The 12,208-nt window shown below is 69.1% G+C and carries 9 protein-coding genes; 8 read left to right on the top strand and 1 reads right to left on the bottom strand.

What is annotated here, in order from left to right:
• The first annotated feature begins 1 nt into the window (after position 1).
• The 6 genes from AB0H61_RS16135 to AB0H61_RS16110 all read left to right on the top strand — a co-directional run bounded on the left by AB0H61_RS16135 (position 2) and on the right by AB0H61_RS16110 (position 7,112).
• A complete protein-coding gene (locus tag AB0H61_RS16135; RefSeq protein WP_357304469.1) occupies positions 2-370 on the top strand; it encodes a hypothetical protein in 369 nt (122 codons plus the stop codon).
• 102 nt (positions 371-472) lie between these two features.
• Complete coding sequence (locus AB0H61_RS16130) at positions 473-2,218, top strand: cation acetate symporter (protein ID WP_357304554.1); 1,746 nt, start codon at positions 473-475, stop codon at positions 2,216-2,218.
• Between the two features lie 153 nt (positions 2,219-2,371).
• Positions 2,372-2,734: a DUF485 domain-containing protein gene (locus tag AB0H61_RS16125; protein ID WP_357304467.1), complete on the top strand. Its 363-nt coding sequence runs from the start codon at positions 2,372-2,374 to the stop codon at positions 2,732-2,734.
• On the top strand, positions 2,731-4,365 hold the full coding sequence (locus AB0H61_RS16120; protein ID WP_357304464.1) for a cation acetate symporter: 1,635 nt from the start codon (positions 2,731-2,733) through the stop codon (positions 4,363-4,365). Before AB0H61_RS16125 ends, AB0H61_RS16120 begins: the two co-directional genes overlap by 4 nt.
• Before the next feature lie 112 nt (positions 4,366-4,477).
• Positions 4,478-6,496 (top strand): acetate--CoA ligase, encoded by a 2,019-nt coding sequence (locus tag AB0H61_RS16115; RefSeq protein ID WP_357304461.1) that lies wholly within the window; start codon positions 4,478-4,480, stop codon positions 6,494-6,496.
• Positions 6,497-6,668: 172 nt separating this feature from the next.
• Complete coding sequence (locus AB0H61_RS16110) at positions 6,669-7,112, top strand: SRPBCC family protein (protein ID WP_357304458.1); 444 nt, start codon at positions 6,669-6,671, stop codon at positions 7,110-7,112.
• Positions 7,113-7,178: 66 nt separating this feature from the next.
• On the opposite strand, the gene AB0H61_RS16105 is transcribed toward AB0H61_RS16110, so the two are convergent.
• Positions 7,179-10,526: a BTAD domain-containing putative transcriptional regulator gene (locus AB0H61_RS16105; RefSeq protein WP_357304455.1), complete on the bottom strand. Its 3,348-nt coding sequence runs from the start codon at positions 10,524-10,526 to the stop codon at positions 7,179-7,181.
• Positions 10,527-10,673: 147 nt separating this feature from the next.
• Here AB0H61_RS16105 and AB0H61_RS16100 point away from each other — a divergent pair, with 147 nt between their 5' ends.
• Positions 10,674-11,582: an alpha/beta hydrolase gene (locus AB0H61_RS16100; protein ID WP_357304452.1), complete on the top strand. Its 909-nt coding sequence runs from the start codon at positions 10,674-10,676 to the stop codon at positions 11,580-11,582.
• A complete protein-coding gene (locus AB0H61_RS16095) occupies positions 11,579-12,199 on the top strand; it encodes an NAD(P)H-dependent oxidoreductase (protein ID WP_357304450.1) in 621 nt (206 codons plus the stop codon). The genes AB0H61_RS16100 and AB0H61_RS16095 overlap by 4 nt, the downstream gene beginning before the upstream one ends.
• Positions 12,200-12,208 lie beyond the last annotated feature (9 nt).

The raw sequence follows: 12,208 nt of genomic DNA, 5'->3' as shown, positions 1-12,208 counted from the left end.
GATGACCGGACCCCAGCAACGTCCGGTCCGGCAGCGCGTGGTGCTCGCCGAGCGGCGCGGCGCCCGGCAAGCGCGCACGCGGGTCGAGGTGACCGAGCAAACGGAGATCGGCGAGGCGCTCATCGGCGGCCTGATTCGCGCCCAACTCGGCCTCGCGCTGCGGGTGGCCCTGGTCACGGTCCTCGTATTGTGTTCGCTGCCGCTGCTTTTCCACCTGCGCGCGCTGGGTTCGGCCGTCATCCTCGGCGTCCGGCTGCCGTGGCTGCTACTCGGGCTCGCCGTATACCCCGCGCTGTACGCCATCGCCCGTCTCTACGTCCGCCTCGCCGAACGCAACGAGCAGGACTTCCTCGAATTGGCCGAGGACTGATGTGAGCACACCTACTCGCCGCCCGTCGACGGATCCGGCGCGCGTCGCGACCTCGGCTTCCGGTCGTCGGCCATTCGGTCGGCGGGATCTGTCGTGCCCACGGTGACCGCGCCGTGGCTCACGGTCTGCGCCCTCGCGCTCGCCGCGCTCGCGACGGTCGCCATCGGTGCCTATGGTGTTCGCTTGGCTCGCACCACCTCCGACTTCCTCGTCGCGTCGCGCAGTGTGGGACCGGGCTGGAATGCCGCGGCCATCTCGGGCGAATACCTGTCGGCCGCTTCATTTCTCGGTGTGGCCGGGCTGATCGCGAAATACGGCGCGGACGCACTCTGGTATCCGGTCGGGTTCACGGCGGGATATCTCGGCCTGCTGCTGTTCGTCGCCGCGCCGCTGCGGCGATCGGGTGCGTATACCGTGCCGGATTTCGCGGAGTTCCGTTTGGAATCGCTGCGGCTGCGCAGACTGGCGGCGGTCGTCGTCGTGCTGATCTGCGGCGTGTATCTGATTCCGCAGTTCCAGGGGGCCGGGTTGACGCTGCGGATCCTGCTCGGGGTGCCGAGTTGGGTCGGCGCACTGGCGGTCGGGGCGATCGTGATCGCGAATGTGGCAGGCGGCGGGATGCGGTCGATCACCCTGGTGCAGGCGTTCCAGTATTGGCTCAAGCTGACCGCGGTGGCATTACCCGCGCTGGTGCTGCTCGGGCATTTCCTGGCACAGGACCGAGAACTGGGCGCGCCCGCACCGCCGGTGGTCACCGAGCGCACCACCGTCGATATCAGCACCGATGTGCGGGTCCGGGTCGATACCGCACAGCAGGTGTCGATCGCGGGCAGGCTGGATGACCGGCCGGTCGACGGACTGGTGCCACTGACTCCGGGCATCCATGAACTCGGCGCGGGCACCGAGTTGGTGCTGGAGCCGGATTCGGCGGTGCCGGTGGTGGCCGGGGCTCCGACGGACGGCGCCACCTGGCTGACCCCCGGCGGCGGGTTCGGCGGCAGACATCCCACCTACCAGGTGTATTCGCTGATCATCGCGACCTTCCTCGGCACCATGGGTTTGCCGCACGTCCTGGTGCGCTTCTACACCAACCCCGACGGCCGGGCCGCGCGCGCGACGGCGCTCGCGGTCATCGGCCTGGTCGGGGTCTTCTATCTGTTCCCAATACTGCTCGGTGTCTTCGCGCGGCTCTACGTGCCGCAGTTGCTGATCACCGGCACCTCCGATGCCGCGGTGGTGCTGCTGCCCGGGTCGGTGCTGAGCGGACTGCCGGGGCAGCTGCTGAGCGCCTTGGTCGCAGCAGGGGCGATCGCGGCATTCCTGTCCACCTCGTCGGGGCTGCTGGTCAGCATCGCGGGCGTGCTCAGCACCGATATGCTGCGCGGGCGGATCCGCGACTTCCGGGCCGCCGCGCTCGCGGCGGGTCTGGTGCCCCTCACGCTGTCGCTCACCGTCGCGTCGCTGGATCTGTCACGCACCGTCGCCCTGGCGTTCTCGGTCGCCGCCTCCACCCTGTGCCCGCTGCTGGTGCTCGGGATCTGGTGGCGCGGGCTGACCGCGGCCGGCGCGACAACCGGGCTGATCGCGGGCGGTCTCGCGGCGGGCGGCGCGACCGTGGTCTCGGTATCGGGCGGCATCTCCGACGAGTTGGGGGGCGGCTGGCCCGCCGCGATCCTGGGCTACCCCGCGGCGATCAGCGTGCCATTGGCCTTCGCGGCAATGATCCTGGTGAGCAAGCTGACTCGCGGGCAGAACCCGCGGACCACCGGTCGCATTTTCCTGCGCATGCACGCTCCCGAACATCTCGGGATGGGCGCCGATCGCGAACGTCGCCTGCGCACCACGTAGTTCCGCGAACGCCCTACCGTTCGTCGCGGCGCGGCGACCGTTCACCGCACAGATCCACACCCTCACGGAGTGACCTGGGCCACATCATGAATCCGTCACGGACCTCCGGTTACGGTCTGCGCAGTAAGCCACGTCACACGCAAGGACCCTCGGATGACCAGTATCGACCTCGACAAGGGCGGCACCGCCCCGCGCCCCGCGCCGACCGCCGAGGATTTCGCCGCCGTGCACGCGAGCCCGCAATTCCAGGAACTGCGCAGCCGCCTGCGGCGCTTCGTATTCCCGATGACCGCGCTCTTCCTGTTCTGGTACCTCAGCTACGTGCTGCTCGGCGCCTACGCGCACGATTTCATGGCCGCCGAGGTGTTCGGCAACATCAATGTCGGATTGCTGCTCGGCCTCGGGCAGTTCGTTTCCACCTTCGCCATCACCGCGGTCTACGTCCGGTTCGCCAACAGGGAACTGGATCCGCAGGCGGCGGCCATCCGTAACTACCTGGAGGACGGCCGCGCATGAGCGACTCGTATCTGGCCGCGGGCACCGTCGGCGAACCCCTCGCGAATATCGCCATTTTCGCCCTCTTCGTCGCGGTCACCATGGTCGTGGTCATCCGGGCCAGTCGCAGCAATGCCACCGCCTCGGACTATTTCACCGGCGGGCGCGGCTTCTCCGGACCGCAGAACGGCATCGCCATCGCGGGCGACTACCTTTCCGCGGCAAGTTTTCTCGGCATCGCGGGCGCTATCGCGGTGTACGGCTACGACGGATTCCTGTACTCCATCGGCTTTCTCGTAGCCTGGCTGGTCGCGCTGCTACTGGTCGCCGAAATGCTGAGGAACACCGGCAAATTCACCATGGCCGACGTGCTCAGCTTCCGGCTGCGTGAGCGACCGGTGCGCACCGCGGCGGCGCTGTCCACGCTGACCGTCTCGCTGTTCTATCTGCTGGCGCAGATGGCGGGCGCGGGCGGCCTGGTCGCGTTGCTGCTCGACATCAAGTCCAAGACCGGGCAATCCGTGGTGATCGCGGTGGTCGGCGTGCTGATGATCGTCTACGTGCTGGTCGGCGGCATGAAGGGCACAACGTGGGTGCAGATCATCAAGGCGGTGCTGCTGATCACCGGCGCCGCGCTGATGACGGTGATGGTGCTGGCAAAATTCGGCTTCAACTTCTCCGACATCCTCGGCTCGGCACAGGAAGCGGTCTCCGGCTCCACCAGCAAGGCGGTGGCGAGCAGGGACGTGCTCGCGCCCGGTGCGCAGTACGGCGCCAACGAGACCTCCAAGCTGAACTTCGTCTCGCTCGGCCTGGCGCTGGTGCTCGGCACCGCGGGTCTGCCGCATGTGCTGATGCGCTTCTACACGGTGCCGACCGCGAAAGAGGCTCGGCGCTCGGTGGTGTGGGCGATCGGCCTGATCGGCGCGTTCTACCTGTTCACCCTGGTGCTCGGCTACGGCGCCGCGGCCATCGTCGGCCCGGATCGCATCCTGTCCTCGGCGGGCGGCCAGAATTCGGCGGCGCCGCTACTTGCCTTCGAACTCGGCGGCGTGATCCTGCTCGGCGTCATCTCCGCGGTCGCCTTCGCCACCATCCTCGCCGTGGTGGCGGGCCTGACCATCACCGCCTCGGCCTCCTTCGCCCACGACATCTACGCCAGCGTGCTCAAGCGCGGCAATGCGGATGAGTCGGCGCAGGTACGGGTTTCGCGGATCACCGCGGTGGTCATCGGCGCGATGGCGATCGGCCTCGGCATCCTGGCCAACGGTCAGAACATCGCGTTCCTGGTGGCACTGGCCTTCGCGGTCGCGGCCGCGGCGAATCTGCCGACCATCGTGTACTCGCTGTTCTGGCGGCGGTTCAACACCACCGGCGCGCTGTGGAGTATGTACGGCGGTCTGATCTCGACCATCGTGCTGATCATCTTCTCCCCCGCGGTGTCCGGAACCAAGTCCTCGATGATGCCCGGTTCGGACTTCGACTGGTTCCCGCTGTCCAACCCCGGAATCGTCTCCATCCCGCTGGCTTTCGCACTCGGCGTGATCGGCACCTTCGTCGGTGGCCGCCGACCCGAGGATCCCGAGAAGGCCGTCGAGATGGAGGTTCGTTCGCTCACCGGCGTCGGTGCGGAGCAGGCGATTACGCACTGACCGCCGGAAGCGAATTGCCGCAATGGCGCGGCGCCGCCCGTTGGGCCTCGGCAAGCGCCGGGGCCCAACGGGATCGACCTCGTGCTCGTGATATTTCGATTGGAGTTCTACGTTGACCAGCGCAACCACCGACCGCGATGCCGGAGCGCCCGCGGCCTATCCGCCGCCCGCCGAATTCGTCGCGACCGCCAATGCCGGTGCGGGCCTGTACGAACGGGCCGCAGCCGATCGGATGGAGTTCTGGGCGGCGCAGGCACGCCGGTTGCACTGGGGGCAGCGCTGGTCCCGGGTGCTCGACTGGAGCGACGCTCCGGTGGCGAAGTGGTTCGTCGACGGCACCCTCAATGTCACGTACAACTGCGTGGACCGGCATGTGCTGGACGGGTACGGCGATCAGGTCGCCATCCACTGGGAGGGCGAACCGGGCGACTCCCGCGACATCACCTACGGCGAACTGCTGGCAGAAGTATCCAGAGCGGCGAACTATTTGACCGAACTCGGGCTGCACGCGGGCGACCGGGTCGCCATCTACATGCCGATGGTGCCCGAGGCCATCATCTCGATGCTCGCCTGCGCCCGGCTCGGGCTGACCCACTCGGTGGTATTCGCGGGCTTCTCCCCCACCGCCCTGCGCCAGCGCGTCGACGACGCGGGCGCACGGCTGGTGATCACCACCGACGGGCAGTGGCGGCGCGGCACCGCGGCACCGCTGAAGGCCGCGGTGGATGAGGCGCTGGACGGTGCGCCGACCCGCCCGAGCGGTCAGGGCCCGGAGGAGGAAGCCCGCGTAACCACGGAGGGCCCCCGCTCGGGCGAAAATGGGCACAGTGTCGAACACGTACTCGTGGTGCGCCGCACCGGAATCGAGGTGCCGTGGACCGAGGGCCGCGACCTGTGGTGGCACGATACCGTCACCGATGCGTCACCGGATCACGAGGCGCGGGCCTTCGACGCCGAGCATCCGCTGTTCATTCTCTACACCTCGGGCACCACCGGAAAACCCAAAGGCATTCTGCACACGTCCGGCGGCTACCTCACCCAGGCCGCCTACACCCACCACAACGTCTTCGACCACAAGGCCGGCCGCGATGTGTACTGGTGCACCGCCGATATCGGCTGGGTTACCGGGCACAGCTACATCGTCTACGGACCGCTGGCCAACCGCGCCACCCAGGTGGTCTATGAAGGCACACCCAACTCTCCGGACGAGCACCGGCACTTCCAGATCATCGAAAAGTACGGCGTCACCATCTATTACACCGCGCCGACACTGGTGCGCACCTTCATGAAATGGGGCCGGGAAATCCCGGATGCCCACGATCTGTCCTCGCTGCGGCTACTGGGCAGTGTCGGCGAACCGATCAATCCGGAGGCTTGGCGCTGGTATCGGGAGGTCATCGGCGGCAACCGGACCCCGATCGTGGACACGTGGTGGCAGACCGAGACCGGCGCCATCATGATCTCCCCGCTGCCCGGTGTCACCGCCGCCAAACCGGGCGCCGCCATGACCGCGTTGCCCGGCATCTCCGCCTCGATCGTGGACGATGACGGCGCCGTGCTCGACAACGATCGATCCGGTCTGCTCGTCCTCGACCAGCCGTGGCCGTCCATGCTGCGCGGCATCTGGGGCGATATGGCCCGGTTCCGCGAGACCTACTGGGACCGATTCGCCGCCGAGGGCTGGTATTTCGCGGGCGACGGGGCCAAGCTCGACGCCGACGGCGATCTCTGGGTGCTCGGTCGCGTCGACGATGTCATGAACGTCTCCGGTCACCGCATCTCCACCGCCGAGGTCGAATCCGCGCTCGTCGGGCACTCGGGCGTCGCCGAGGCGGCCGTGGTCGGCGCGACCGACCACACCACCGGCCAGGCCATCGTCGCCTTCGTCATCCTCACCGCGGATGCGACGAATACCGGTGACGCCCTGGTCACCGAGCTGAAGGCCGAGGTATCCCGGGAGATCAGCCCCATCGCGCGCCCGCGCGAGATCCATATCGTGCCGGAGCTCCCGAAGACCCGCAGCGGCAAGATCATGCGTCGCCTGCTGCGCGATGTCGCCGAGGGCCGCGAACTGGGTGATACCTCGACCCTGGTGGACCCCAAGGTCTTCGAGGCCATCGCTCGGAGCTAGCCCCGGGCGGCGGACCCGGTCGCGATGAGGGGGATCGGGTCCGCGCGACCACGCCCACGTCTTCCCGTCACCGACTGCGCCGCCCGTGACGGGTGTGAACGACCGAAATCCGGACGGGCCGCCCGGAACCCTTCTACTATTTGTTGTAGTAGACGAGAAGGGGAGGATTTCGATGGAAACCATCACTGTCGAACGTGTCGTTGCGGCGCCGATCGACAAGGTCTTCGAATGGCTGGCCGAAGCGGACAATTACCCGCGATCACGGGTCGTGCTGCGCGAGCGTCTGGTGCAGCAAGGGGACGGGGCGCCGTATGGGCGTGACGCGATTCGGGTGCTGATCTGGGTGATCGGGTGGTTCCGAGAGCGCATCACCGCCTACCGCCCACCGCACGAATTCGAATATCTGGTCGAACGCAGCTTCCCGCCCAGCCGACACGAGGGCGGACGGCTGACCTTCACCGAGGTCCCTGGCGGCACCCGGGTGGTCTGGACCACTACCGCGGAGATGCGACTGCCGTTCGGCGCCGCCGCCGTGACCCGGCTACTCGTCGCGCCGGTGATCTCCTTCGTCTTCGGCAGGGTGCTCGCCGCCGCGGACCGAGCGTTGCGCTCGTAGGCCGGTGCGCGGGAGTCCCCGGCGCTCAGCCGATCCGGCGGCAGGTAGGCCGAACGCCTTCCGCTGTCAGTCCGACACCGCCACCTCGACGTCCGCGGCCAACTTCCGTGCGGCGTCGGGGGCCAAGTGCCTACCCGCGGCATGCGCTGCGGCGAAGCGTTCGGCGCCGAGTGCCGCGCGGACCACGCCGGTAGGGCGGTCGATATCAGGATGTTCCGCGGGAAGCAGGTGCATGCCGGTGGTCGCGCGCAGAGCCTCGGCGGCGCCGAGTAGTTGTGCGGCGGTGTCGAAGTGGCCGAGACCGGTAGTCGCGGCGGCGAGCCCGGCGAGGGCGAAGACCGTGTCGCGCGGAGCTTCGATGCGCTGGGCGCCGTCGAAGGCGTCCAAGTGCAGGCGCAGCGCGACGGCAACCTCGCCGCGCTGCTCGCGGATATAACCGAGTTCGACCTGCAACATGGGCACGAACAGCGGGATCTCGTCGCCGTCGGTAGCGGCGAGGGCGAGGATTTCCCGCAGAATGGGTTCGGCCACTTCGGGTTTGCCGTCGCGGCGGGCGGTGAAGGCGAGCACGATAGAGGCGAAGAGGCGGCCGGGAGCGTAACCGTGTTCGGCGGCGACCTGGATCGCCTGCTCGGCCAGTGCGGCACCGCGATCGAATTCGGTGTGCTGCATGGCGATCCAGCCCAGCCAGCACAGGTGCGTGCAGACCTGGCCCCACAATTCCAGTTCCCTGGCCAAACCCAGTGCCTCGCCGTGGATCTCGGCGGCACCGGTCAGGTCACCGGTGAGTTCACCGAGCCCGCCCAGCCATTCGGCGGCCTGGAGCCGGCCCCACCGGTCGCCGAGCTCGGCGAAGATCCTGGCCGCCACGCGGGCATTCTCCTCGAGCGCGGCCAAATCGACGCGACTGTGCGACATCTTGGCCAGCGCCACATGCGCCAACGCGATCCCCCAGCGGTCGCCCCGCTCTTCGCAAACCGGTCGCGCCCGGCCGATCAGCTCCTCCGATATCGACAGCTCACCGGATTCCAGCGCGGTGAAGGCGAGCAGGAGTTCGGCCCTGGCCCGGCCCGCGGGATCCTCGACGGTGTCGTATGCCGCGAACACCTCGGCGCGCTTGGCCTCCGCATCGGTGAATTCACCCTGCTGGAAGGCGAATCCGGTGCGCCATGCCAATACCGGCGCCCGGTGCTGCGGCGCACCACCCAGCGCCAGCGCGGCATCGAACCAGCGCCGGGCATCCCCGAGCTGACCGCGCAGCAGCCAATACCAGGCCAGCGCGTGCACCAACCGCAGCGCATCCTCCGCATCCCCGGTCCGGACGAAACCATCCAGGGCGGTCCGCAGATTCGCGGTCTCGGCATCCAGCCGATGCAGCCAGCGCTGCTGATCGGCCCCGTACAGCTGCGGTGCGGCCTGTTCGGCCAGCCGCAAGTAGTACCGGTGGTGCGCGCGGTACGCCTCCTCGCCCTCGCCCGCATCGGCCAACCGGTCCGCGCTGAACGCCGTCACCGATTCCAGCAGTCGATACCGCCGCCCGACCGCTTGTACCAGCGACCGATCCACCAGCCGTGCAACAATATCGGCCACCTCGGCCGAGTCGACCCGCACCGCCGCACCGGGCGCGCTCACCACCGACGCCCGACCCCCGACCGGTCCACCCGCGCCCTCCGACCGACCGGCGGTATCGCTCCCTACCGCCGGGAAGTCCGCCGCCGTTCCGGCTGCTGCCTCTCCCCCTGCGGCGCAGACGAATTCGGCGGCGTCGAGGGTGCAGCCACCGGAATGCACCGCGAGCCGGCGCAGCACCGCCCGCTCGGTGTCGTCGAGCAGCCCCCAGCTCCAGTCGATCATGGCCGTGAGGGTCTGCTGCCGCGGTGGCGCGCCACGGTGGCCACTGGCCAGCAGACGGAAGCGGTCGTCGAGGCGGGCCACCATCTCGTGGACGCCGAGGGCGCGCACCCGGGTGGCGGCGAGTTCGAGCGCGAGCGGGATGCCGTCGAGGCGGCGGCACAGGGTGGCGACCGATTCGGCGGTGTCGGCGTCCAGGACGAAGTCGCGCGCGCCCGCGCGGGCGCGGGTCACGAAAAGCTGGACGGCACTGGATTGTTCGACTTCGTCGTAGGCCGCGCCGGATGCGGGCACCGACAGCGGTTCCACCGCGAGGATATCCTCGCCGGGCAGCCGCAGCTGTTCACGGCTGGTGGCCAGGATACGCAGATTCGGCGCGGCGCCGAGCAAGGCCTCGGCAAGGTCGGCGGCCGATTCCACCACGTGTTCGCAATTGTCGAGCACCAGCAGCAATTCTTGATCGGCCAGCACCTCGCACAGCGATTCGAGGGGGTCGGCGGATCCGCCCTCGGCGGCGTGGACGCCGAGTACCCGCGCGACCGCTTCGGCCAGCCAGGTCGCGCCGTCGGCCGAGGTCGGTTGCAGTGGCGCCAGTTCGACCAGCCAGGCGTCGTGCGCGAAGCGATCGGTGAGCGCCGCGGCCGCGGCCAGTGCCAGGCGGGTCTTGCCGACGCCACCGGGGCCGGTCAGCGTGACCAGCCGGGCATCGGACACCGCGGTGCGCAATTCGTCCAGCTCGGCGTCGCGGCCGATCAGCGCGGTGCGCTGAGCCGGGATATTGGTAGTGCGCCGCCGCACCTCGGTCTCCGGCCGTGGCACAGCCACCGCCAGCTCCTGCGCGAGGATGGATCGTTGCAGCGCAACGAGTTCCGGGCTCGGATCCAACCCGAGCTCGTCGTCGAGCTGGCGGCGTAGATCCTCGAAGCTGTCCAGCGCCTCGGCCTGGCGACCGGCACCGTAGAGCGCCCGCAGCTGGGCGGCCCGCAGTCGTTCGCGTAGCGGATGTTCCCGGACGAATGGCCCGAGATCGCCCGCGACCTCCCGGAATTCGCCGAGCGATAACCGCGCCTCGGCCAGTTCCTCCACGGCGACGAGTCGCTGTTCCTCCAACTGCGCGATGGCGGGCTGGGTATAGGCCGCGTCCCGGAAGTCGGCGAAGGCCGGACCGCGCCACAGCGCCAGCGCTTCGGTCAGCACCCGCGCCCTGGTCGCGGTGTCGGCGGCCTCGCGGGCGGCGGCCACCAACTCGCGAAACCGCAGCGCGTCGACGGCGGTGCTGCCGAGCCGGTAGCCGGGCGGCGGCGAGATCACCAGTTCGCGGCCGCCGGGTTCGGCGTCCTCGAACGCGCGCCGCAATTGAGAAGCCTTGGCCGCCAGGGTGCCCGCGGGATTTCCCGGCGGATCGTCGGACCAGATGTCGTCGACCAGGCGGTCCCCCGAGACCGGCTGACCGGCATTGACCAGTAGATCGGCCAGCAGCGCACGGACCTTCGCCCCCGGAATCGGTACCACCGTGCCCGCATCCGTCCAGACGGTCAACGGACCCAGCACACCGAAACGCATGCACGCAGCTTAGGACGCCGTTCTGACGTGTCGGAACCGCACGGTCTCGCGTAGTCCGGCGGTGCGGAAACCGACCGTAAACAAACCGGAAGGCGCCGCGGCCAGAGTTGGTCACAACGAAGTACCGACCACCGCGAAGGATCCGACATGAAGCTCACCACCGTTCTCGCCGCCGCGGCACTTGCCGCCACCGCACTGCTGACCGGCTGCGGCACGACCAAGATCACTGATCCCGCCGCCGCCCCGGCACCCGGCAACTACGCCGATGTGAACGGCCTGCACATGTATTACGAGGTGCACGGCGAGCCGACCGCGCAGCCGCCGCTGGTGCTGCTGCACGGCGCGCTCTCGGGCATCGGCACCGACTTCGGCGAGCTCATCCCGGAGTTGTCCAAGACCCGCCAGGTCATCGCCGTGGAACAGCAGGCGCACGGGCGCACCGTCGATATCGTTCGCCCGTTGCGCACCCCGCAGATGGCCGAGGATACCGTCGCCCTGCTCGGCTCGATCGGTGTGCGGCGCGCCGACATCCTCGGCTACAGCATGGGAGCCGGTGTGGCGCTGGAGATCACGATGAAGTATCCGGATCTGGTACGCAAGCAGATCCTGCTCTCCGGCGGCCTCTCCGCCGACGCCATGCACCCCGGCCTGATGGACGGGCTGGCCGAGTTGAAGCCCGAGCACCTGCACGGGTCGCCGTTCCACACCGACTATCTGAAGAACGCTCCGCGTCCCGAGGACTTCCCGCGCCTGGTCGAACGGATCCGCGAACAGGATATGAACGGCATTCCGGTCTTCGCGCCCGAGGCGGTGCGCCGGGTCACGGCGCCCACCCTCACCGTCATCGGCGACTCCGATATCGTCCGCCCCGAGCATTCGGTGGAGATGTTCCGGCTCTTCGGCGGCGGCATCATGGGCGATACCCCGGCCGGGCTGCCGAATTCGCAGCTGGCCATCCTGCCCGGCACCTCGCACATCACCGCGCCGCATCGCCCCGACCTGCTGTTGCCGATGATCCCGGTCTTCCTCGACACCCCGCTCGAGGACGCGCGGTGAGCGCACTGTCCCCCGCCCCGGCGGCCGGTGTGGTCGCGTCCACCGAGCCGCTGCGGGTGGCGCTGATCATCGGCAGCACCCGCTCCGGCCGCTTCGGCCCGACCGTCGCCGACTGGTTCGCCCGGTGGGTCCGGCGTCGCGGTCTCGAACTCGACTGCGTCGACCTGGCCACCACCGGTCTCCCCGACCGGCTCACCGATCATGACGAACCGCTGCCGTCCGCCGTGCGCGAGCTGAGCGAACGTCTCATCGCCGCCGACGCGTTCGTCATCGTCACCCCCGAGTACAACCGCAGTTTCCCCGCCGCGGTGAAGAACGCCGTCGACTGGTTCGACATCGAGTGGGCCGCCAAACCGGTCACCGTGGTCAGCTACGGCCGCGATACCGACGGCGCCAATGCCGCCACCCAGCTCCGCCAGGTCCTCGCCGAACTCAACGCCGTCCCCATCCGCCGCACCGTCGCGATCACGCGCGCCTGGCAGCGCTTCGCCCCCGACGGCAGCTGGCCCCGCCGCGACGCCGAACTCGACGACACCGTCAACCGAGTCTTGGATCAGCTCACCTGGTGGGCGCATTCGCTGCGCGAGGCCCGCGCCCGCAGCCCGTTCGTGCCCTAGCACCGCGGC

Origin of the sequence: Nocardia sp. NPDC050710 (assembly GCF_040654375.1) — a bacterium.
GTDB lineage: Bacteria > Actinomycetota > Actinomycetes > Mycobacteriales > Mycobacteriaceae > Nocardia.
The sequence above is the reverse complement of the archived record's forward strand: the minus strand, read 5'-3'. Positions and strand labels throughout refer to the sequence as shown.

What these genes read in the sequence shown, in the direction of transcription:
- AB0H61_RS16100 (WP_357304452.1), top strand. Translation starts at nt 10,674, where the DNA reads ATGAAGCTCACCACCGTTCTCGCCGCCGCGGCACTTGCCGCCACCGCA.
- AB0H61_RS16125 (WP_357304467.1), top strand. Translation starts at nt 2,372, where the DNA reads ATGACCAGTATCGACCTCGACAAGGGCGGCACCGCCCCGCGCCCCGCG.
- AB0H61_RS16105 (WP_357304455.1), bottom strand. Translation starts at nt 10,526, where the DNA reads ATGCGTTTCGGTGTGCTGGGTCCGTTGACCGTCTGGACGGATGCGGGC.
- AB0H61_RS16135 (WP_357304469.1), top strand. Translation starts at nt 2, where the DNA reads ATGACCGGACCCCAGCAACGTCCGGTCCGGCAGCGCGTGGTGCTCGCC.
- AB0H61_RS16110 (WP_357304458.1), top strand. Translation starts at nt 6,669, where the DNA reads ATGGAAACCATCACTGTCGAACGTGTCGTTGCGGCGCCGATCGACAAG.
- AB0H61_RS16120 (WP_357304464.1), top strand. Translation starts at nt 2,731, where the DNA reads ATGAGCGACTCGTATCTGGCCGCGGGCACCGTCGGCGAACCCCTCGCG.